The organism is Pseudomonas sp. MYb2 (assembly GCF_002979955.1).
Lineage (GTDB): Bacteria > Pseudomonadota > Gammaproteobacteria > Pseudomonadales > Pseudomonadaceae > Aquipseudomonas.
On the sequence record NZ_PCQC01000002.1, the window covers coordinates 301,788 to 322,833 of the forward strand.

Here is a 21,046-nt window from a genome sequence, read left to right on the forward strand (position 1 = left end):
ACGCCGCGCGTTGGCGCAGTGGGCTGACAAATCAAAAACGCAGAAACACTCAGGCGAGCGGCGGGGCGCGAGGGTTGGCTGTAGGCCAGGTGAAGCGGGCAGGCAGGTCGGCGCTGACAATCGTTGCCAGCGGTGGGCTGTGTTGCTCCGGCAGGATCGCCAAGGTCAGGCTGGAATTGAACGCCGGGCCCATGCCGCCGCCAACGGAGCACAGTGGACAGCCAAACGCCTTGGACAGCGTCGGCAGTTGCTCTTCGGTGGGATTGCTGGCAAGCGGGGCCTGCGTGGCCGGGTCGACCGTACAGAACTGACCGCCGATACCGTTCAGCTGCAAACCGACCATTTGTCCGTGACCGATGCTGCAGGCGAACACGTTGAACAGGACGCAGCAATAGAGCATCCAGGCCAGCAATGAGCGATCGGAACGGGAGAATTTCATGGAGCGGCACTTTACCGTACCGCTGATCGGTCGTGCACTTGAAAAAAATGCGGCTAGGATGATTTGTTCAAATCCCTTTCAAGGATTTCAACCATGACCTTTGTGTTGGCTCAATGGCTGGTGACGGTTTTTACAGTGATCAGCCTGATGCATGTGTATTGGGCGCTGGGCGGGCAATGGGCGGCGGCGGTGGTGGTGCCGCAGGTGCCGGTGCGCGGATTTGTCGCAACGGTGCGGCCGGCCTTCAAACCTTCGGGCTGGCTCACGCTGATCGTGGCGGCGGCGTTATTGGTGATTGCTGTGCTGGTGTGCATGCGGGTGGGCTGGGGAGTGCCGGCTGTGACGCACAAGGCGCTGCAATGGGTGATCAGTGCGATTGCATTGTTGTTGTTTGCCCGGGCGATCGGTGATTCGAATCTGGTCGGGTTCTTCAAGGAAGTGAAGGATTCACGGTTTGCGCGACTGGATACGTGGGTGTATTCGCCGTTGTGTGCGGTGTTGGGGGCGGGGTTGTTGGCGGTGGCTTGGGTTTGATATTTGAGGTGATCTGGAGATTGCCATCGCGAGCAGGCTCACTCCTACAGGGGAACGCATTCCAAATGTAGGAGTGAGCCTGCTCGCGATAACGTCATTGCAGACAATACAAAACTTCAGCTACCACTCTCGGTGCGTCGGCTACTGACCTCGGCCGGCACATCATCCCCGGCCATGCGCTTGCGGAACAACGCCGCCCGCGCCAGCAGCAAGGTGGTCACCGGCACGGTGATCGCGAGTAAAATCGGAATCAGCCAGGCGTGTATGACCGGCCCGGATTTCAGCGCCGAAAAACAGATAATCGACGCCAGCGCCACACACCACGCACCCAGTGTTGAAGCCAGTGCCGGCGGGTGCATGCGCTGGAAATAATCCTTCATGCGCAATAACCCGATCGCACCGAACAGCGCAAAAACGCCACTGAGCACCAGCAGGATCGCCACCGGGATTTCAATCCACAAAGACAATTCAGCATTCATTCGATCACCTCGCCACGCAGCAGGAATTTCGCCAAGGCAAACGAGCCAACGAAGCCGAACAGCGCGATCAGCAGCGCCGCCTCGAAGTAAGTGTCACTGGAATAACGGATGCCCAGCGTCAGCATCATCAGCATCGCAACGATGTACAAGTAGTCCAGCGCCAGTACCCGATCCTGCGCCGAGGGCCCTTTGAACAGACGAACCAGCGTCAACACCATCGCCAGCGAGAACAGGAACAGCGTCAGCAGAATCGCGTTCGACAATAATGGGCTCATTCGAAAATCTCCATGAGCGGCCGCTCGTAGGTGCTCTTGAAGTGCTCGATGAACTGCGCTTCGTCATCCAGATCCCAAACATGCAGCAACAGCACGCTGCGATCCAGCGCCAGTTCCGACCAGACCGTGCCGGGCACCACCGTGCAGATCATCGCCAACGTCGCCAGACCGTGAGCATCGCGCAGGTCCAACGGCACTTTGACAAAGCCTGAGCGCGGAGGGCGGCGGCCGGCATTAAGCACGCCCCACGCGACGATCAGGTTGGACAGCACCACGTCACGACCTACGATCACGAGCAGGCGCAGAATCGTCCCCGGTTGGCGAATACGCGCTTGTTTCGGGCGCAGCTTGCGCATCATCAGGGGGGCAGCAAATCCCAGTATTGCGCCGAGCAGCAGATTTCCCGGGCTGATCGACAGGTTTAGCGTCAGCCACAAGGCACAAAGTGCCAACGACAATAACGGTGCAGGAAACACGCGCCTCATGGCTGCACCTCCAGCATCGCGGCTTTCGCTTCCGGACTCGGTACGGCACGGGTGCCGAGCACCGCCATCACGTACTGTTGCGGGTTGTGCAACGCCTCGGCGGTGGCCTGGGTGTAACGCAACAGGGGTTCAGCCTTGAAGGTCAGGACGATGCTCAGCCCCAGCAACAGGAAGATCGGCGCGCATTCGAGTTTGCGCAGCAGCGGCGAAGGACGCTCTTCGGGTGTCCAGAAGCGCTGGATGCCGAGGCGCGAGAACGCCATCAGCGACGCGAGGCCGGACAGGATCAGCAGCGCCAGCAGCGCCCAGGCTGCGTTGGAAATCGGCGCGCCAGTGCCCAGGCCCAGCGGATTGAGGAGTGCGCCGATCAAGCTGAGCTTGCCGATAAAACCGGACAGCGGTGGCATGCCGATGATCAGCAGGGCACAGGCTATGAAGCTCAGACCGAGAAACGCCATGGTCCACGGGATGACCTGACCGACCACGGCTTTCTGTTCGTCGTCGAGGTTGATGCCTTTGGGCGGTTGCAGGGATTCCTGTGGTCGCGGCAGCAGCTCGCTTTCATCCTCCAGCGGGATCTCGTTGGCCGAGCGCGAACGTTCGATCAACTCGGCCAGCAGGAACAACGCGCTCAACGCCAGAGTGGAGCTGACCACATAGAACAGCGCCGCGCCGATCAGGTTCGGCTGAGCGAAACCGATCGCCGACAGCAGGATGCCGGCCGACACCAGAATGCTCAGGCTGGCCATGCGCTCCAGGCGTTGCGCGGCGAGAATTGCCAGCGCCGCGCAGGCCATAGTCGCCATGCCGCCGTAGATCAGCCAGTCGCCGCCAAAAAACGCAGACGCTCCGGCTTGCCCGGAGAACAGCAGCGTCCACAGGCGCAACAAGGTGTAGACGCCAACCTTGGTCATGATCGCGAACATTGCCGCCACCGGCGCGCTGGCCGAAGAATAGGCAGGGACGAGCCAGAAGTTCAGCGGCCACATGCCGGCCTTGGCCAGAAACGCCACCGCGAGAATTCCCGCGCCGGCGTGCAGCAAGCCTCTGTCGGCTTCCGGCACCAGCGGAATCTTCAGCGCCAGATCGGCCATGTTCAGCGTACCGGTTACGCCATAGATCAGTGCGGCGCCAATCAGGAACAGCGACGAGGCGAGCAGGTTGATCGAGATGTAATGCAGCCCCGAAGACACTCGCGCTCGGCCGGAGCCGTGCAGCAACAGGCCATAAGACGCGGCGAGCAGCACTTCGAAAAACACGAACAGGTTGAACAGATCCGCGGTCAGGAACGCGCCATACAGACCCATCAACTGAATCTGGAACAGCGCATGGAAGCTCGAGCCGGCGCCGTCCCAACGCGCCATCGCAAACAGCAGGGCGCTGACGCCGATGATCCCGGTCAGCACCAGCATCAGCGCCGACAGGCGATCGACCACCAGCACGATGCCGAACGGCGCTTGCCAGTTACCCGGCAAGTACACGCCGATGGAGCCGGGCACGCCGGTGGTTTGCGTCCATTGCAGCAGCATCACCGAAATGAACAGGCCGACGAGGCTGGAGAACAGATTGATTTTCGCCTTCAGCGGCCGGTGCCGTTCGCCGAGCATCAGCATGATGGCGGCGGTCAGCAGCGGCAGCAGGATCGGTGCGGCGATCAGGTGAGTCATCGCCATCATTCTTTAGGCTCCCGGCCGTCGACGTGGTCGGTGCCGGTCAGGCCGCGTGAAGCGAGCAGAACGACGAGAAACAGCGCGGTCATGGCGAAACTGATGACGATTGCCGTGAGTACCAGTGCCTGTGGCAGCGGATCGGTGTAATGCAGCAAGTCCTGAGTGACGCCATCCTTGATCACCGGCTCCTTGCCGATGAACAGGCTGCCCATGCTGAAGATGAACAGGTTGACCGCATACGACAGCAGACACAGGCCCATGACCACCTGAAAGGTTCGTGGCCGCAGGATCAGCCAGACGCCTGACGCGGCGAGGATGCCGATGGCGATTGCGATGACTTCTTCCATCAGACGGCTCCTTTGCTGGCGACGGACTTGGGCAGCGATGCGGTCTTGTGACCCCGCACCGATTGGTGGGCGAGGGCGGTGAGGATCAACAGCGTCGAGCCGACCACCACGCCGTACACACCAATGTCGAAGAACAGTGCGCTGGCGATATGGATGTCACCGAGCAGCGGCAAGCTGAAATGCCAGGTATGCGTGGTCAGGAACGGATAGCCGACCAGCATCGCGCCGAGGCCGGTGGCGGTGGCGAACAGCAATCCGGTGCCCATCCAGCGCAACGGCCGCAGGCTCATTTGCGCCTCGACCCACTGCGTGCCGGCGACCATGTATTGCAGGATGAACGCCACCGACATCACCAGACCGGCAACAAAACCGCCGCCCGGCTGGTTGTGCCCGCGCATGAACAGGTAGAACGACACCACCAGCGCAATTGGCAGCAGCAGGCGCACCAGCACCGCCGGCACCATCATGAAACCGAGCGCGGTGTCGCTGGCCGAACGCGGGTTGACCAGGTCGGTGACCACGTCCGGCGCGAGCAAGCGTTGCTGGGCTGGCAGTTGCAGGCTTTCTTTCGGCGGGCGGAAGCGTCGCAGCAGGGCGAACACGGTCAGTGCCACGGCAACCAGCACGGTGATCTCACCGAGGGTGTCAAAGCCACGGAAATCCACCAGCATCACGTTGACCACATTGCTGCCGCCGCCCTCGGGCAGGGCTCGGCTGAGGTAGAACGAGGAGATGTCGTTCGGTGTCTGCCGCGTGAGCATGGCGTAGGACAGCAGGGCCATGCCGGCGCCGACGGCAATCGACAGCAGCAAGTCGCGCAGACGACGAATGCGTGCCCTGCGCAGACTGCTTGGCAGGGGCGAGACTTCTTCGATACGGCGTGGCAACCAGCGCAGGCCGAGCAGGATCAGCACAGTGGTCACCACTTCAACCGCCAGTTGCGTCAGGGCAAGATCGGGCGCGGAGAACCAGACGAAGGTCACGCAGGTCATCAGGCCACAAACGCTGACCATGGTCAGAGCCGCGAGTCGGTGATACTTGGCTTGCCAGGCAGCGCCGAGGGCACAGGCAATCGCCAGCAGCCACAGGGTCACGAAGACGATCGAGCCGGGGATCTTCGGCCGGTCGCCCCAGCTCAGCGTGCTGTGCAGCATCGGGATCAGGCCGGCGAGCACCGCCGCCAATACCATCAGGAACAATTGCATTTGCAGGCGTCGGGTGCCGAGTCGCCGCTCCACGCGGCGGGCCATGCGCATCATCACCACCAGACTGCGCTCGAACAGGCGCTTGCCGTTGAAACGGCCGATCAATGGCGGGTATTTGAAACGGCCGCGCTTGAGCTGATTGCGCAGCAGCAGATAGACGACAATACCGCCGGACATGGCGATCAGGCTCATGATCATTGGCGCGTTGAGGCCGTGCCAGATTGCCAGGCTATATTCCGGCAGTACGCCACCGACAACCGGTAGCGCTGCCGCCGCGAGCAACGGTCCGACGATCTGCGCCGGGAAAATCCCCACCAGCAAGCAGGTAAACACCAGCAGCTCGACCGGCGCACGCATCCAGCGCGGCGGTTCGTGCGGGGTGTGCGGCAGGTCGGTGGCCGGCGGGCCGAAGAACACATCGACGGTGAAGCGCAGGGAGTAGGCGACGCTGAATGTACCGGCAATGGTCGCGACAATCGGCAACGCCGCTTCGACCCACGCGGTGGCATTGATGAACACGGTTTCGGCGAAGAACATCTCTTTCGAGAGGAAACCGTTGAGCAATGGCACGCCCGCCATCGAGGCGCTGGCAACCATGGCCAGTGTCGCGGTGAACGGAATCAGCTTGATCAGGCCGCTGAGTTTGCGGATGTCACGGGTGCCGCTTTCGTGGTCGATGATGCCCGCCGCCATGAACAGCGAGGCCTTGAACGTGGCGTGGTTGAGGATGTGGAACACCGCTGCCACTGCCGCCAGCGGACTGTTCAGGCCGAGCAGCAGGGTAATCAGGCCTAGATGGCTGATGGTCGAGTAAGCGAGCAAACCTTTGAGATCGTTCTGGAACATCGCGCAGTACGCGCCGAGCAACAGCGTACACGCGCCGGCTCCGCTGACGATGTAGAACCACTCTTCACTGCCGGACAGCGACGGCCACAGACGCGCGAGCAGGAATACACCGGCCTTGACCATGGTGGCCGAGTGCAGATACGCAGAGACTGGCGTGGGCGCCGCCATGGCGTGGGGCAGCCAGAAGTGAAACGGGAATTGGGCACTTTTGCTCAGTGCGCCGATGAGGATGAGGGGTAACAGGATAGGGTAGAGGGCATGTGCGCGAATCATGTCGCCGGCGGCCAGGACCTTGTCGAGGTCATAGCTGCCGACGACATGGCCGAGAATCATGACCCCCGCCAGCAGGCATAACCCGCCCGCACCGGTGACCATCAGCGCCATGTAAGCGCCGCGACGCGCGTCGGCGCGGTGGTGCCAATAGCCGATCAGCAAGAAGGAGAAGAGGCTGGTCAGCTCCCAGAAGAACACGATCTGAATCAGGTTGCCGGAGATCACCAGGCCGAGCATGGCGCCCATGAACGCCAGGAAAAACGCGAAAAAGCGCGGCACCGGATCGTCCGGCGACATGTAATAACGCGCATATAAAGAAACGAGTGTGCCGATGCCGAGCACCAGCATCGAGAACAGCCAGGCGAAGCCGTCCATGCGCAAAACGAAGTTCAGGCCGAGGCTGGGCAGCCACATGAACTCTTCGCGGATCACGCCGCCATGGGCAATTTGCGGGTACAACAACGCAACCTGGACGGTGCCGATCAAAGCGACCAGACCTGCCAACAGGGATTCGGTATTACGCGCGTTGTGTGGCAGCACCGCTGCCAGACAGCTGCCAATGAATGGCAGAAGCAGTAGAACTATCAGGGACATAGGCTTCTAATCTGCGGAAGTTTGTGAAGCATCATACGTGCCAGCTCCCCGATCACCAAACGCCAGGATGTCTCAGAATCCTACAAAGTAGTCTGAATATTTATGTTTGGCATTGTTTCAGGTAGATCGATGTTGCTTGGATTGGCCTCATCGCGAGCAGGCGAAGGCCTACATTTGGAATGCGTTCCCCCTGTAGGAGTGAGCCTGCTCGCGATAGCAATAATTCAGCCTATGAAGGCTTCGGAGCTTTACCCCTGTGCTTCCCGCTCCAGCTCAGCTTCGGCTTCTGCAACCTTGCCCTTGGTCTTCAGCTCACTGACAATCACCGCCGCCACAATCAATCCGGCCCCCAGCAGCGCAATCGCCGGCAACCGCTCGCCGGCAATCCGCCCGACGATCCCGGCCCACACCGGCTCACCGGCATAGATCAACGTCGCTCGGGTCGGCGAAACGCTTTTCTGCGCCCAGTTCATTGCCACCTGAATCGCGGCACTCGCAGCGCCCAGGCCCAGCGCCGTCACCAGCAGCGTCCAGGAAAAGTCCGGTATCAGCTCGCCCGTCGGCACCACCAGCAGGAACGACAACACCGATGTTGTGGCCAGTTGCACCACGGTGATCCGGCGCACATCCACTTGGCCGGCATAGGTACTGATCAGGATGATCTCGGCGGCAATCGCGATGGCGCTGATCAACGTGGCAATTTCACCCGGGCTGAAATTCAGCGACGCCCCCGACGGCCCCGACAGCAGCATCAAACCGGTAAACGCCAGCATGATCCCGATGCTCGGCATCAACCCCGGTCGCCGTCCCAGCACCAGCCATTGCAACAACGGCACGAACGGCACGTACAACGCGGTGATGAACGCCGACTGACTGCTCGGGATCGTTTGCAGTCCGACGGTCTGCAGGCCGTAACCAAGCATGATCGCCACGCCGATGAACGCGCCGGCCTTGAGTTCAAACAGGGTCAGTTCGCGCAAATGCCGCCATGAGAACAGCGCAACGATACAAGCCGCCGCCGCAAAACGCAGACCGACAAAAAACATCGGGCCGCTGACGGTCATCGCATGCTGAACCAGCAGGAAGGTGCCGCCCCAGATCATGGTGATCAGCACCAGCACGCACTCGGCTTTGCTGAAACGAGAGAAACGGAGAGGAGCGGCGGTATTGTTCAGCGACATGATGACCTTGCGCACTATAAAAAGGAGGCCGCACAATGCGCCCAACGTTGCGCAGTATACTGCCCAACCTCACCGAGTGAGCAATATAGTGCACAAAGATTCGACTCAAAGAACCTCCGTTCTCCAGCACGTCAGTCAGAACGTCCGACGCCTGCGCCACGCTGCGGACATGAGCCAGACCGCGCTGGCGGAAAAATCCGGCGTCAGCCGACGCATGCTGGTGGCGATCGAGGCGGGAGAGAAGAATGTCAGCCTGACCACCCTTGACCGCGTCGCCGAAGCGCTGGATGTGGCGTTCAGCGATCTGATCCAGGCGCCGGACGCCCGTGACCCGAGCCGGATCAACGAAGTGGCCTGGGCGGGAACGATTCCAGGCAGCAAAGCGGTGCTGCTATCGAAAGCCACCGCCACCCGCGAAGTCGAACAATGGGAGTGGTGCCTGCAACCGGGCGAGGTTTATCCCTCGCAAGCGGATGCCGAGGGCTGGAGCGAGCAGATTTTCGTCTTCGAAGGTTGCCTGACGCTCATGCTCGGCAATCAACCGCAACAAATCGGCACAGGGGAGTTCTTCATGTTTGCCAGCAACCAGCCGCACTCCTACCGCAACGATGGCGATGTTGCGGCGCGGTTCGTGCGTAATGTGGTGATTTGAATGGCTTGCGACGCGGACATCCTGATCATCGGTGGTGGGCTCAGCGGTACGATGCTGGCCGTGCAATTGCTGCGTCAGCCCGGGCGGCGAACAATCCTCGTCATCGAGCCGCGTACCGAACTCGGTCGAGGCGAGGCGTACAGCGCGCTCGAGCTGGGGCATACGCTGAATGGCAATGCGGCGCGGATGAGCGTCGATCCGGATAACCCCGATGACCTCACGCAATGGCTGACTGCACATATTGCGGCTGGCGGCTGGCCAGAGTCTGCCGAACAGAATGTGCCGATCAGCGAGCTGTTTCCACCGCGCGGACTGTTTGGCGTGTATGTGCAGCAGCGCCTGGCGGAAGCCCGACAGGTGGGGGCGCAGCAGGGTTCCACCGTCGAGCACCTTTGCGCCGAAGTGCTGGACCTGCGAACCGATGCCGATACGGTGTTGCTCGGCTTGAGCGATGGCCAATCGTTGCGAGGTGCCTGTGCGGTACTCGCCACCGGCATGTTTGCCGCCGCGCGCACTGCGCAGAAACACTCCAGTGGCCTCAACGCCGCCGCGCTGGACCCGTGGAACGTCGCGGCCATGCGCCAACTCGATCCGCAGGCGAGCGTGCTGATCATCGGTTCCGGCCTGACCATGGTTGACGCCGTGGTATCGCTGGAGCAGGCCGGGCATCGCGGGCCGATTGAGGTGTTTTCCCGGCATGGTTTGTTGCCCCATGTGCGTCGCCAGCCGCCGGCGTGGCCGGACTTTCTCGACGACGACCAGAGCATTCGTACACCACGGCAGTTGTTGCGCGAGTTGCGCCGACACTGTCGCGACGCCATCGCTCAAGGCATTGACTGGCAGGCGCCGCTGGACACGGTGCGGGTGCATATCGCCCGCCTGTGGAGTCAGGCGACTGACGTGCAGCGGCGACAATTCGTACGCCATGTGCGGCCATGGTGGGAAAGCCATCATCATCGCTCGCCACCGCTGAGCGCGGCGTTGGTCGAGCGCTTGCACAGCGAAGGGCGTCTGCGCACTCAGGCGGCTTCATTCAAAGGGCTTGAGCCGAATTCGAAAGATGGCATCAGCATTCGCATTCGACGTCGCGGTGAGTCTGAAACCTGCGTGGTGCAGGGGGCGGCGCTGATCAATTCCAGTGGCATTGAATACGACTGGCGCCGAGTGGCGCGGCCGTTGCCGCAGCAATTGCTGGCGCGCGGCTTGATACAGCCGGGGCCGTTGGCGTTGGGGATTGCGGCGGCGGTGGATGGCGCCGTGCTGGATGCCGACGGGCGTGCGTCCAGCCGGGTGTTTGCGATGGGGCCGCCACTGCGGGGAATGTGGTGGGAGAGTACGGCGGTGACGGATGTGGCGTTGCAGGCCAAGGCGTTGGCGATGCGGTTGGCGGGCAGGTCAGAAATTTGAGGTGTGCTTGGCGGCCTCTTCGCGAGCAGGCTCGCTGCCACATTTGCTTGGGTGAACGCAGACTTTGTGTCCACATTCAGACCCTGTGGGAGCGAGCCTGCTCGCGAAAGCGGTGGGGCAGTCGAGATCAACAGTGACTGATAAACCGCTATCGCGAGCAGGCTCGCTCCTACATTTGTTACGTGTTGGCCGGAAGGGTTACGCCACCACCCGATAGCAAGGCACATACGCCGCACCGCCCGGCAGTTTCATCCGGTGCTGGGCGACGAAGGCTTTGAGCAGCGCGTCGAGCGGTTGCATGATCGCCGCATCACCACGGATCTGATATGGCCCGTGTTCTTCGATCAGGCGAATACCTTTGTCCTTGACGTTGCCGGCGACTATCCCGGAGAACGCCCGACGCAGATTCGCCGCCAGTTCGTGCGGTGGCTGGTCGCGGTGCAATTTCAGGTTGGCCATGTTTTCGTGAGTCGGATCGAACGGACGCTGGAAGCCTTCGTCGATTTTCAACAGCCAGTTGAAGTGGAACGCGTCGTTGCGCTCGCGGCGGAACTGCTTCACTGCTTTGAGCCCTTGAGTCATCTGTCGCGCGACTTCGGCCGGGTCGTCGATGATGATTTCGTAGTGCTGCTTGGCCGCCTCGCCAAGGGTCGCAGTGACGAACGCGTCGAGCTGTTCCAGATACGGCGCGGCATGTTTCGGCCCGGTGAGGATCACCGGGAACGGCAGGCCGGCGTTGTCCGGGTGCATCAGGATGCCGAGCAGATAAAGGAACTCTTCCGCCGTACCGGCACCGCCCGGAAAGATGATGATGCCGTGGCCGACACGCACGAACGCTTCCAGACGTTTTTCGATGTCCGGCAGAATCACCAGCTCATTGACGATCGGGTTCGGCGCTTCAGCCGCAATAATGCCCGGCTCGGTCAAACCGAGATAACGACCGCCATGAATACGCTGCTTGGCGTGGGCGATGGTTGCGCCTTTCATCGGGCCTTTCATCACGCCGGGGCCGCAACCGGTGCAGATGTCGAGGCTGCGCAGGCCCAGTTCGTGGCCGACTTTCTTGGTGTATTTGTATTCTTCGGTGTTGATCGAGTGGCCGCCCCAGCACACGACGATTTTTGGCTCGACGCCCGGGCGCAAGGTGCGCGCGTTGCGCAGCAGGTGGAAAACGTAGTCGCTGATGCCTTGCGAGGTGGTCAGGTCGATGCGTTGGCTGTCGAGTTCGTTTTCGGTGTAGACGATGTCGCGCAGGGCGCTGAAGAGCATTTCACGGGTGCTGGCGATCATTTCGCCGTCAACGAACGCGTCGGCCGGAGCGTTCAGCAGCTCCAGGCGTACGCCGCGATCCTGTTGGTGAATGCGGATTTCGAAGTCCTTGTAGGCTTCGAGGATGGTCTTGGCGTTATCGACATGGGCGCCGGTGTTGAGGATGGCCAGGGCGCACTGGCGGAAGAGGGTGTAGGTGCTGCCGGATCCGGCTTCGCTCAGTTGTTGGACTTCACGTTGAGAAAGGGTTTCCAGGCTGCCTTTCGGGCTGACCGAGGCATTGATTACGTGTCGTTGGGTCATGCAATGATCCTTAAAACGATGTCATCTCAAGACTAGGCGATGGCATCCGAATGATGTGTATCCATGAATGAAGATGGCACGATCTGCGCTGTACCGCCATGTCCCCGTTGGACGCTGAAAAGATGAAAAGGAGCCCCAGCATAGCTAAATCCCTCGCAGAGGCGATAATGCGCCGGCGAGTTTTTTCCGTTGCCCCTTTTGTCGCTCAAGGAAGTCATAAGTGATGTTCGAGATTCAGCCGATGGACGCCGCCACCTTTCGCCAGCAGACCCGGCGCAGCACGATCATCATCGCCGTGCTGTTCCTGGTGCTGGCGATGTTGTTTTCCAGCGTCGCAGTGGCGCTGTTCGGCGAGCCTGGCGGCGATAACCTGCGGTTCAACGTCGGTGGGGTATTTGTCGCGTTCCTGCTGACGGCGGCATTGCTGCGCGGGCGCTTCTGGCATCAGACCTGGATGGCCCCGGCGGTGTACAGCTGGCGACTCAAACGCAACCTGATGAGCATCACCAATGTGATGCATCAGGTGACGGCAGCCGTGGAGAAGAACGATCCAACAGCGATGAAGGTGCTGCGCTTCTATCATCTGGGCCTGACGCAAATGCATGAACTGGATGGTAACTCCAGCGATCATGGGCAACGGTGGCGAGAAGTCGAAGCGCATAAAGAACGGATGCAGGCGCTGGGTCTCGACACTGAGCAGGCACGACTCGACCCCGCCTGGCTGGACGCGTTGAAGCAGACGCCGCGCTAGAGCATCTGCTTGCCGCGCAATTTCGATGAACGGATCATGCGCCCGTAGACCAACAGATTGACCGCCAGCACCACGCTGCCCAGTGCCAGTTGAATCTGCGGGGTCAGCCCGGCCGGATAGATGATCGGCCAGATGTAGTGCTCGATGAAGCCGCCGGCGTATTCGGTCTGCCCGGCGGCGTGGCGCATCAGGTTTTCCCAGTAGGTCAGCGGACAGGTCAGGTGCAATACCTCGACCGCCACGCCCCAGGCCGCAGCCGGCAAATGCAGCCACATGATTCTCGGCCATTTCAGTACCAGCAACCCGCCGAACAGTACGAACAAAATAAAGCACAAATGAAACAGCACCAGCCCGTCGGCTGCGATTCGGTACAGCATGTGGTCTCCCTGACGCGAGTGTGAATGGCGCTATGTTACGCCCGTCAGAGGACTAAACGTCAGTGCGAAAATCAGCGAATTCGGCGCGCATGCGCCCGTTGTGTTTGGCTTTGTAGAGCAGCTTGTCGACCTGTTCGACGAAATCCAGGGGATCGCTGCCGGCAGCGGCTTTCGTCGTGCCGACGCCCAGGCTCAGACTGACCTGCGACGACACCTTCGACTGCGCGTGCGCAATCTGCTGCTGACGGATCAAGTGCAGACATTTTCGCGCCACCAGACGCGCCGACTCGGCATCGGTTTCCGGCAGCAGCCAGACAAATTCTTCGCCACCGATCCGCGCAATGAAATCCCGTGGCCGGTTGGCCGCCAACGACAGCGTCCTGGCCACCTGGCGCAAGCATTCGTCACCTTTGATGTGGCCGTAATGGTCGTTGTATTGCTTGAAGTAGTCGATGTCGAGCACCAGCAGTGACAGCGGCAGGCCACTGCGTTGTGCGCTGGTCCACTCGCGTTCAAGGACCGTGTCGAACATGCGCCGGTTGGCGATGCCGGTGAGCCCGTCCTGGAACGAATACTCTTCGAGTTGCTTCTGCAAACGGATCAGATGCTCTTCGGTTTTCTTGCGTTCGCTGATATCGAACATGAAGCCGACCAGCGCTTCGACTTCGCCGTCCTTGCGCACCACGTGCACCACATCGCGGATCCACACGTAGTCGCCGCTGCTGGTGAGGGCACGATAATCGGCTTCGTGATCGACGCCGGCACGCGATTGCGAGACGCAGAATTCGACGACGTAATCGCGGTCATCCGGGTGCATGCGCTCGACCCAGTCATTGACTCCGCCCCAGCTGTCCTGCTGCCAGCCGAGCAAGGTTTCGATCTGTGGGCCGATATAGCTGAAGGTCATGCTTTTCCAGTCGATCCGCCATGGAATGGCTTTGGTCGATTCCAGCAGGGTTTTGTACACGTCATTGTCGATGGCGGTCATGGCAGGCAGGGTCTCAACGGGAATGTCTCGAGGAGGAAGATGCTGCGCCAGCATGTTGCTGGCACCTTGGCGTTGCAAGCGGCTGGCCGATGAACGGTTGCATCAGGCCGATTTCCCACAAGTGCGCAAGATTGTTCAAGCCAAAAAACCGCGTTTACTGGCAAAGTCTCTGGCCGTTTCCCTGATTGAAGAGCGTTATGTCTGATTCACTTTTGCCCCGCAGCGCGTTCCTGCGCGGCGCTGCAGCGATCATGCCGTTGTCTCTGGCGACTGCGCCGTGGGGGCTGCTTGCCGGCTCCATGGCGATTGAAGCCAATCTTACGCCGCTGCAAGGGCAGGGCTTGTCGAGCATCGTGTTTGCCGGCGCTGCGCAACTGGTCGCGATTGGCATGCTCAAGGGCGGGGCGGGAATTTTCTCGATTCTGCTGACCACAGTGCTACTGACGTCACAGCATTTGCTGTACGGGATGAGCATGCGTTCGGTGATTTCGCCGCTGCCGGGGCGCTGGCGAATCGGCCTGGGCTTTTTGCTCACCGACGAGTTGTTCGCTTTGACCAGCCAGCACGACCGCCAGCAGTTCAATCGCTGGTATGCATTGGGCGTCGGCCTGACGTTCTACATCGCCTGGAACCTCTTCACCCTGGCCGGCATCATTCTCGGCAGCAGCATTCCGGGGCTTGAGCATCTGGGCCTGGACTTCTCGATTGCGGCGACCTTCATTGCCCTGATCACCCCGGTAGTGCGCAATGTGCCGACCGTGGTGTGCGTGGCGGTGTCGCTGTTCTGCTCGGTGCTGTTCAGTTATTGGCAATGGGGTTCGGCGCTGGTGTTGTCGGGGCTGGCGGGTATGACCGCCGGATTTGTCTGCAACAAGCTGTATCGGGGGCGCACATGATGGTCTGGGCAGTGATTTTCGGTATGGGGATTCTGGTGTTCCTCAACCGCTACGTGTTTCTCGAACCGCGCTTGCCGGTGCGTTTGAGCAGCAATGCCCGGCAGTTTCTCGGGTTCGCAGTGCCAGGCATGTTGACCGCGATCTGCGGCCCGATTGTATTCATGCCCGACAAACAGCTGAATCTGCAGTGGGACAACCCCTATCTGCTTAGTTCGCTGGTAGCGATCGGGCTGGTGATATACACGCGCAGCACTTTGCTCAGCATGCTATTGAGCATGGCGTTCTTCTTTGTGCTGCGCTGGTGGCTCTAAGTTGTCGAATTAAAACTGTTCTACGCTGTAAGGATGACAGGTTACTTGTGACGGGAGGCGGGCATGGCGACTGAGCAAAAACATCCGGAGCCGGATGACGACGACACAGACGAGCCGACGCAAGAGGAAATAGAACGCGAGAAACACAAAGAGCAGACCTGGAAGCACGATGATGGCAGAGAGCTATCCGATCCTGATCGCAAGTTCTGACCGACTGATATGTAAAAGCCCCGCATGAGCGGGGCTTTTTGTCTATCGAAGATCGTCCATCTGCGGGAATTCGGGGTGTGATGCCCGATATCCCAAAGTTCGATCGATCCACGCATTGAGCTCGTTGACCATCACCGGTGGGTGGCCGGGATACCCCTCGAGGGTGGTGCGCAGGATACGTTCGATGTCGGGAACGGAACGCAGGTTTCGGGTCTTGATGTAGTGGCCGATAAAACAGTCGAGTTCAAAGCGTTCTGTCATCGACAGAAAAATACACTCCAGGCCGCTGACCTGTTTGATTGCAAAATCGTCGCGCAACTTATTTCTCTGCAAGGGCTTGTAAAGTTATAGGGAATTCCTGATTTGTTGACTCTTTGGTCAACTGGTATACCAATCGGAAAGGCGGCGCGCATGCTAGCTGTAGTGCATCTAAATGTATGTATGACGATTGAAATGTCAGACCAGTGGTTAATTCATTCGAACGACTGTTTTAAGTGCTTTGATTCAAAAATGAAACACCATTTGTAAAGCCCATGCGTCATCTGCAGGAGCTGCCGAAGGCTGCTATCTAATACTGTGCTTAACAACAGCAAAAGATTGCAGCCTGCGGTAGCGCCTACAGGGGATAGACGCGAGGGGCGCAAAGATATTCAGGGTTGTTCGAGAATCAGGCTCGCGCCTTGATTGCGGGTGTTACCCACGGCTTTGCCGACTTTGTGCCATTCGAAGTTTTCGCTGCTTTCGCCTTCGAACAACAGCATCTGTTCGGCGCGCTCGACAGGCGTGGCAGGGTCGAGCCATTCGTGCACCAATTCTGCGCAGAACACCACCGGGCGACGATCATGGATATCGAGCAGACCGCCGGCGCTGTCAGCTGTGATGATCACGAATCCATCGTCATCGCGAGCATCGGCGTCCGGTGTCGGACACTGACCGATGGCCGCGCAGAAAACTGCTCCACGATCGGCCCGACGGATCAGCCAGGGCTGTCGGGTTTTGTCCTCGGCATCGACCCACTCGAACCAGTTGTCGACAGGCACGATCAGGCGCTGACGCCAGATCGCCCGGAAAAATGGGCCATGGGCAACCTTCTCCACGCGCGCATTGATCGGTGCCGCGCGATCCTTGGCCCAGTGCGGGCGCCAGCCCCAGCGCAAATCGTCGGCATACACGCGTTGTTCATGTTGATGGAGAACCGCCAGCGCAGTGGTCGGCGCCGCGTTGTAGCGGTTCAGCGGTGCATCGCCGACGTGGTTGATCAGCGCATCGGGAATGCTCAACACGGCGACAAAGTCGTGAATGCCACGGTATTGCGAAAGTCTTCCGCACATGCGCTGAACCTCCGGCAGGACATTTTCAGCTTAGTTGCCTTTGAGCATTCAATCCTTGCCGTCCTGCCCGGTGAACGTATCGCGCCACGCCAGCCAGCGTTTTTCCAGCGCCGCGAGCAAGCCGTCGCTGAGTTTGCCCAGCAGGGCGAGGACGATGATCGCGGCCAGGACAATGTCCGGGCGTGAGGTTTCGCGACCGTCACTGAGCAAATAGCCGAGGCCTTTGGTTGCGGCGATCAGTTCGGCGGCGACCAGAAACATCCACGCCAGGCTCATGCCGCTGCGCAAACCGGTGAACAGGCCGGGCAGTGCGGCCGGCAGGAGAATCCGCCGCACCAGTTGCCAGCGACTGAAGCCGTAGATGCGGCCGACCTCCACCAGTTTGCGATCGATATTGCGGATCGCCGCGACAACGTTGACGTACACCGGAAAGAACGCGCCGATGGCGATCAAAACGATTTTCGAAGTCTCGTCGATGCCCAGCCACAGCAGCAACAGCGGCACCCAGGCCAGGCTCGGGATCGAGCGTAGCGCGGCAAAAGTCGGTTCCAGAAACGCCTCGGCCTCGCGGCTCAAACCGACCCATGCGGCAAACACCAGTGCCAGGCTGGCGCCGATGGCGAACCCGAGCAAGACGCGAATCAGACTGGCGCCGATGTGTTTCCACAGGGCTCCTTCGGCGAGATCGGTCAGTGTCACGGCGATTTCGCTGGGCGCTGGCATCTGGTAGGACGGCAGCCAGCCAATGCGTACGATAATTTCCAGCACGACGACGATCAGCAGGGGCAGGGCGAGGCCTTTCAGGCGGCGCTGCCACATTGGTTTGAAAACGGCAGAAGGCCGGCGCGACAAGGCGAGCGGCGCGGGCAGGTCTTTGCTGTGACTGGTCATGATGCAGGCTCCGCTCACGACAAATCCGCGACGAGCGCGGATTTGTCGTGAGTCTGGTCAGTTACTGGTGGGCGATGGCTTGCTGCACACCGCGGTCGAGCAACTGATCGATGACTTGATCGACGTTGACACCACGGCGCACCAGTTCTTCGGAAACCAGAACAGGCGCTGCAGCTTTAGAGGCGCTGACGTCGTTGTTCGTCAATTGCGAGCTGCTCAGGTCGGTGCGCGACAATTGCAGCTTGGCTACATCCAGCGGCAGGCCGGATTCCTTGGCGAGCAGTTCGGCGAACTCTTCAGGATTTTTCAGCGACCATTCACGTGCCTGTTCGTAAGCCTTGATCACGGTGTCGATGGTTTGTGGATGTTCCTTGGCGTATTGCTCGGTCACACTGACCACCCCGTAACTGTTGAACGCCGGGTTGCGATACAGCAATCGCGAACCGGCCTGCACCTGGCTGGCGGCCATGTGCGGATCGAGCCCGGCCCAGGCGTCGACGTCACCCTTTTCCAGCGCGGTGCGACCATCCGGATGTTGCAGATGGACCAGCTCCACGTCGTCCTTTTTCAACCCGGCCTGTTGCAGGCTGCGCAAGGTGAACAGGTACGGGTCGGTGCCTTTGGTGGCGGCGATTTTCTTGCCTTTCAGATCGGCAACCGTTTGCAGCGGCGAATCTTTAGGCACCACCAATGCGGTCCATTCGGCGCGGCTGTAAACATAAACGGACTTGATCGGACTGCCGTTGGCGCGGCTGAGCACCGCGGCGAGGCTGGCGCTGGAAGCAAAATCGACGCCGCCGCTGTTGAGGTATTCCAGCGATCGGTTGCTGCCTTGGCTCAACACCCAACTGACTTTGGTTTGCGGCAGGGCTTTTTCAAGGAAGCCAAAGTGCTTGAGCACCAGGCTCACCGGCGAGTAATAGGCGTAGTCCAGATGCACTTCTGCTGGCGCGGTTTCAGCCGCGTGGGCCAGCGGTTGCAGACTCAGGGCCATTGCGCCAGCGGCCAACAGGGTCTTGAAGTGGGTTAACGGAAAGAACGAGGTCATGGGGGCGCTCCGGCAAAGGCACAGGTTTCTTATGTCCGAAAAGATATTTTTGTCGAATGCTTCCTGCATGAATGGAATATTGCAGGCTCTGTGCCATGTGGGCCAAAGCACCGGTTTGTCGGGCTTTAAAGGAATTGAAGGCGATTTTTGCTGTTGCGTGATGAACAATGTGGCGAGGCACTGTTGCGGGGTGAACAGTGCGCGTCGGCGGTTTTGAGCTTATGCATTATTCGAATTTCAAATTCGGAAATTAACAGCGTTATGGTCTATGCAATCCCTTTTTGCAGGACTCGCCATGAAACTCTCCCGTTTTGTTCGCAAGGCGCTCGCCGCCGCGCTGTTTATATCGCCGCTTTCCTACGCCGCCGAACCTGTGGTCCTGCATATAGGCGATCAGAATTACTACAACATCCGTGCTTCAATAGAAGCTTCGGGTGTATTGAAGGACGCGCCTTACACGGTCGATTGGAAACATTTTCAGGCCGCAGCACCGTTGGCCGAAGCGCTGCAAACCGGTTCGCTGGATTTGGGCTTCCTTGGCGATTCCGGGTTTCTGTTTCTCGCCGCAAAACAGGCGTCGGTGAAACTCATCGGCGTGTCGCGGCAGAATCCGGACACGATTGCGCTGCTGGTGCCCAAGGATTCTCCGGTAAAAACCATCGCTGATTTGAAGGGCAAGAAAGTCGCCTACTGGCCGGGTGCCTGGAGCCAGCAATTGACCTTGCGCGCGCTGGAGCAGGGCGGTCTGCCGGAAAATTACGTCGACTTCGTCAAGCTGATGCCGATTGATGCAGCCGCCGCTCTGCCACAGGGCAGCATCGACGCGTTTCCGGTATGGGAACCGTACATTTCTCAGCAAATTGTATTCTCAGGGGCGCGACCGATTCTGACCGCGAAAAACCTGATGCCGGGGCTCAGCGCGATTGCCGCCTCGACGCCGTCCATCGACAGCAAGCGCGAAGCCATCGCCGATTTTCTCGGGCGTTTGAAGCAGGCGCGGGCCTGGGTCGACAGTCACACCGATGAGTACGCTGACCTGTGGGCGAAGAAGGCCAATCTTGATCAGCAGGTGTCGCGGCACTGGTTGCGTCAGGCGCACATGAGCATCGGGCCAGTGGATCAGCAGGCCGCCGCGGATCTGCAAAGCACCGCCGATTTCCTGTTTAAAGTGAAGGCATTGCCCGCAGCGTTGAGTACCGCCGGGATCATCGACACTTCATTCCAGCAAGCCTTGGCGAACTGAGCGAGCACTGGAACCAAACACTGTGTACCTTATCCAACCTCGGCTCGCGGATCGGAGCGCAGGGACAAATAAAGGCGAGGGAGTTTTGCCTATCGAAAACATGACCGGCGTGCTCGGGCTCAAGGCAAAACATGACATCCGTATTCAAACTCATCGGTGCAGTGGCCATCGCTTTCGGGCTGGCCGGCTGCATCGCCGCGCCGATCGAAATGACGGCGCAAACCGAAACTCGCCTCAAGGCTCAGGCGCCAGTGCGCTTTCTGCTGACCTTCGATGACGGCCCCAGCGCCTCCAGTTTCTGGAATCCGTCGGCAACAGTCCTCGACAGCCTAAAAGACAATCCGGTGCAGCCCGGCATCAAAGCGGTTTTTTTCGTCCAGACCCGCGCACCTCGGGCCGGCAATAGCGAGATAGGTCGCGGCATCATGCGGCGCGAGTTTGCCGAGGGACACATCCTCGCGTTCCACACCGCCACCCGCTGGCACACCAACCATCGCTCGCTTGATCCTCAGGAACTCGAAGAGTCGCTGACCAACGGCACCGCTGATATCGCGAGCATTACGGGCGCGCCACCGACACTGTTACGTCCGCCATTCTGGAACTACGACAAGCGCACCTTCGCCGCCTATCAACAGCACGGCTTGCAAGTCTTGCTGACGGACTTGAGCGCCAATGACGGAAAAATCTGGGGCTTCAATGCCAGCCCTCGACGTCGGGCCAATATGCTGCGGCAATTATCGGAGGTTCGTGAGCGCATCGCTTTGGGGGAATTTCCCAGTGTGGATGGGGTGACTCCGGTGGTGGTGACCTTCCACGATCTCAATCGTTACACCGCACGACATACGCGCGAATACCTGCAGATCCTGCTCGACAGTGCAGCGGCCACGGGTGTGAAACTGGCGGACAAGCCGTTTTATGATGATCACGCCGCGTTGCAAAAGGCCGCGTTGGCGCGCTCCGTTGAAAAAAGCTCGGAACCGGTGAATTTACCGGGTATCTGGAACTGGATCTGGGATGGCGACGCTCATTGAGCGGTCGCAG

General features: G+C 60.0%; 25 protein-coding genes. 10 read left to right on the forward strand and 15 right to left on the reverse strand.

Annotation, left to right across the window (positions count from 1 at the left end):
• Positions 1-49: 49 nt before the first annotated feature.
• Positions 50-439 carry a DUF2946 domain-containing protein gene (locus CQ009_RS04270; protein WP_105704977.1) on the reverse strand — a complete coding sequence of 130 codons (390 nt, stop codon included), beginning with the start codon at positions 437-439 and terminating at the stop codon, positions 50-52.
• Between the two features lie 93 nt (positions 440-532).
• Between CQ009_RS04270 and CQ009_RS04275 the strand changes: the two genes are divergently transcribed.
• Complete coding sequence (locus CQ009_RS04275; protein ID WP_064389402.1) at positions 533-973, forward strand: DUF3995 domain-containing protein; 441 nt, start codon at positions 533-535, stop codon at positions 971-973.
• A 116-nt stretch (positions 974-1,089) separates the two neighbouring features.
• Here CQ009_RS04275 and CQ009_RS04280 read toward each other — a convergent pair whose 3' ends face one another.
• The 7 genes from CQ009_RS04280 to CQ009_RS04310 all read right to left on the reverse strand — a co-directional run bounded on the left by CQ009_RS04280 (position 1,090) and on the right by CQ009_RS04310 (position 8,328).
• Complete coding sequence (locus CQ009_RS04280; RefSeq protein ID WP_064389403.1) at positions 1,090-1,452, reverse strand: Na+/H+ antiporter subunit G; 363 nt, start codon at positions 1,450-1,452, stop codon at positions 1,090-1,092.
• Positions 1,449-1,727 carry a K+/H+ antiporter subunit F gene (locus tag CQ009_RS04285; RefSeq protein ID WP_007910754.1) on the reverse strand — a complete coding sequence of 93 codons (279 nt, stop codon included), beginning with the start codon at positions 1,725-1,727 and terminating at the stop codon, positions 1,449-1,451. The genes CQ009_RS04280 and CQ009_RS04285 overlap by 4 nt, the downstream gene beginning before the upstream one ends.
• On the reverse strand, positions 1,724-2,212 hold the full coding sequence (locus CQ009_RS04290) for a Na+/H+ antiporter subunit E (RefSeq protein WP_064389404.1): 489 nt from the start codon (positions 2,210-2,212) through the stop codon (positions 1,724-1,726). The genes CQ009_RS04285 and CQ009_RS04290 overlap by 4 nt, the downstream gene beginning before the upstream one ends.
• Positions 2,209-3,888 carry a monovalent cation/H+ antiporter subunit D gene (locus CQ009_RS04295; protein ID WP_064389405.1) on the reverse strand — a complete coding sequence of 560 codons (1,680 nt, stop codon included), beginning with the start codon at positions 3,886-3,888 and terminating at the stop codon, positions 2,209-2,211. Before CQ009_RS04295 ends, CQ009_RS04290 begins: the two co-directional genes overlap by 4 nt.
• Entirely contained in the window at positions 3,885-4,229 is a 345-nt protein-coding gene (locus CQ009_RS04300) for a Na+/H+ antiporter subunit C (RefSeq protein WP_016775082.1), read from the reverse strand. Before CQ009_RS04300 ends, CQ009_RS04295 begins: the two co-directional genes overlap by 4 nt.
• Positions 4,229-7,147, reverse strand: a complete 2,919-nt coding sequence (locus CQ009_RS04305) for a monovalent cation/H+ antiporter subunit A (protein ID WP_105704978.1) — start codon at positions 7,145-7,147, stop codon at positions 4,229-4,231. The genes CQ009_RS04300 and CQ009_RS04305 overlap by 1 nt, the downstream gene beginning before the upstream one ends.
• A gap of 248 nt (positions 7,148-7,395) precedes the next feature.
• Positions 7,396-8,328, reverse strand: coding sequence for a DMT family transporter (locus CQ009_RS04310; protein ID WP_371920149.1), 933 nt, complete (start codon positions 8,326-8,328; stop codon positions 7,396-7,398).
• Between the two features lie 88 nt (positions 8,329-8,416).
• Here CQ009_RS04310 and CQ009_RS04315 point away from each other — a divergent pair, with 88 nt between their 5' ends.
• Together CQ009_RS04315 and CQ009_RS04320 are read left to right on the forward strand one after the other, a co-directional pair.
• Positions 8,417-8,980, forward strand: coding sequence for a helix-turn-helix domain-containing protein (locus CQ009_RS04315; RefSeq protein ID WP_064389408.1), 564 nt, complete (start codon positions 8,417-8,419; stop codon positions 8,978-8,980).
• Positions 8,981-10,387, forward strand: a complete 1,407-nt coding sequence (locus CQ009_RS04320; RefSeq protein WP_105704979.1) for an FAD/NAD(P)-binding protein — start codon at positions 8,981-8,983, stop codon at positions 10,385-10,387. It abuts the gene before it with no gap.
• 198 nt (positions 10,388-10,585) lie between these two features.
• Here the strand turns inward: CQ009_RS04320 and ppnN are convergent, their stop codons facing one another.
• Positions 10,586-11,959 carry a nucleotide 5'-monophosphate nucleosidase PpnN gene (gene ppnN / locus CQ009_RS04325; protein WP_105704980.1) on the reverse strand — a complete coding sequence of 458 codons (1,374 nt, stop codon included), beginning with the start codon at positions 11,957-11,959 and terminating at the stop codon, positions 10,586-10,588.
• Positions 11,960-12,182: 223 nt separating this feature from the next.
• On the opposite strand from ppnN, the gene CQ009_RS04330 reads away from it, so the two are divergent.
• Positions 12,183-12,710 carry a DUF3087 domain-containing protein gene (locus CQ009_RS04330; RefSeq protein WP_105704981.1) on the forward strand — a complete coding sequence of 176 codons (528 nt, stop codon included), beginning with the start codon at positions 12,183-12,185 and terminating at the stop codon, positions 12,708-12,710.
• Here CQ009_RS04330 and CQ009_RS04335 read toward each other — a convergent pair.
• Together CQ009_RS04335 and CQ009_RS04340 are read right to left on the reverse strand one after the other, a co-directional pair.
• A complete protein-coding gene (locus CQ009_RS04335) occupies positions 12,707-13,087 on the reverse strand; it encodes a DUF2784 domain-containing protein (protein WP_105704982.1) in 381 nt (126 codons plus the stop codon). The two genes, CQ009_RS04330 and CQ009_RS04335, sit on opposite strands and share 4 nt — an antisense overlap.
• A gap of 52 nt (positions 13,088-13,139) precedes the next feature.
• The gene (locus CQ009_RS04340) at positions 13,140-14,075 is read right to left on the reverse strand and encodes a sensor domain-containing diguanylate cyclase (RefSeq protein ID WP_064389458.1); all 936 of its coding nucleotides are present in this window, start codon (positions 14,073-14,075) and stop codon (positions 13,140-13,142) included.
• A gap of 52 nt (positions 14,076-14,127) precedes the next feature.
• On the opposite strand from CQ009_RS04340, the gene CQ009_RS29920 reads away from it, so the two are divergent.
• The 4 genes from CQ009_RS29920 to CQ009_RS30040 all read left to right on the forward strand — a co-directional run bounded on the left by CQ009_RS29920 (position 14,128) and on the right by CQ009_RS30040 (position 15,492).
• Positions 14,128-14,280, forward strand: a complete 153-nt coding sequence (locus CQ009_RS29920) for a hypothetical protein (RefSeq protein WP_158260939.1) — start codon at positions 14,128-14,130, stop codon at positions 14,278-14,280.
• Positions 14,273-14,971 carry an AzlC family ABC transporter permease gene (locus CQ009_RS04345; protein WP_064389413.1) on the forward strand — a complete coding sequence of 233 codons (699 nt, stop codon included), beginning with the start codon at positions 14,273-14,275 and terminating at the stop codon, positions 14,969-14,971. The genes CQ009_RS29920 and CQ009_RS04345 overlap by 8 nt, the downstream gene beginning before the upstream one ends.
• A complete protein-coding gene (locus CQ009_RS04350) occupies positions 14,968-15,282 on the forward strand; it encodes an AzlD domain-containing protein (protein WP_064389414.1) in 315 nt (104 codons plus the stop codon). The genes CQ009_RS04345 and CQ009_RS04350 overlap by 4 nt, the downstream gene beginning before the upstream one ends.
• A 63-nt stretch (positions 15,283-15,345) precedes the next feature.
• Positions 15,346-15,492 (forward strand): hypothetical protein, encoded by a 147-nt coding sequence (locus CQ009_RS30040; protein ID WP_163024179.1) that lies wholly within the window; start codon positions 15,346-15,348, stop codon positions 15,490-15,492.
• 42 nt (positions 15,493-15,534) lie between these two features.
• On the opposite strand, the gene CQ009_RS04355 is transcribed toward CQ009_RS30040, so the two are convergent.
• From CQ009_RS04355 to CQ009_RS04370, 4 genes are all read right to left on the reverse strand, one after another.
• A complete protein-coding gene (locus CQ009_RS04355) occupies positions 15,535-15,810 on the reverse strand; it encodes a hypothetical protein (RefSeq protein ID WP_064389415.1) in 276 nt (91 codons plus the stop codon).
• Between the two features lie 332 nt (positions 15,811-16,142).
• On the reverse strand, positions 16,143-16,823 hold the full coding sequence (locus CQ009_RS04360) for an SOS response-associated peptidase (RefSeq protein ID WP_105704983.1): 681 nt from the start codon (positions 16,821-16,823) through the stop codon (positions 16,143-16,145).
• Positions 16,824-16,871: 48 nt separating this feature from the next.
• Positions 16,872-17,714, reverse strand: coding sequence for an ABC transporter permease (locus CQ009_RS04365; RefSeq protein ID WP_105704984.1), 843 nt, complete (start codon positions 17,712-17,714; stop codon positions 16,872-16,874).
• A 61-nt stretch (positions 17,715-17,775) separates the two neighbouring features.
• A complete protein-coding gene (locus CQ009_RS04370; protein WP_105704985.1) occupies positions 17,776-18,762 on the reverse strand; it encodes an aliphatic sulfonate ABC transporter substrate-binding protein in 987 nt (328 codons plus the stop codon).
• 295 nt (positions 18,763-19,057) lie between these two features.
• On the opposite strand from CQ009_RS04370, the gene CQ009_RS04375 reads away from it, so the two are divergent.
• Both CQ009_RS04375 and CQ009_RS04380 read left to right on the forward strand, forming a co-directional pair.
• Positions 19,058-20,005 carry an ABC transporter substrate-binding protein gene (locus tag CQ009_RS04375; RefSeq protein WP_105704986.1) on the forward strand — a complete coding sequence of 316 codons (948 nt, stop codon included), beginning with the start codon at positions 19,058-19,060 and terminating at the stop codon, positions 20,003-20,005.
• A gap of 131 nt (positions 20,006-20,136) precedes the next feature.
• Complete coding sequence (locus CQ009_RS04380; protein ID WP_105704987.1) at positions 20,137-21,036, forward strand: polysaccharide deacetylase family protein; 900 nt, start codon at positions 20,137-20,139, stop codon at positions 21,034-21,036.
• Positions 21,037-21,046 lie beyond the last annotated feature (10 nt).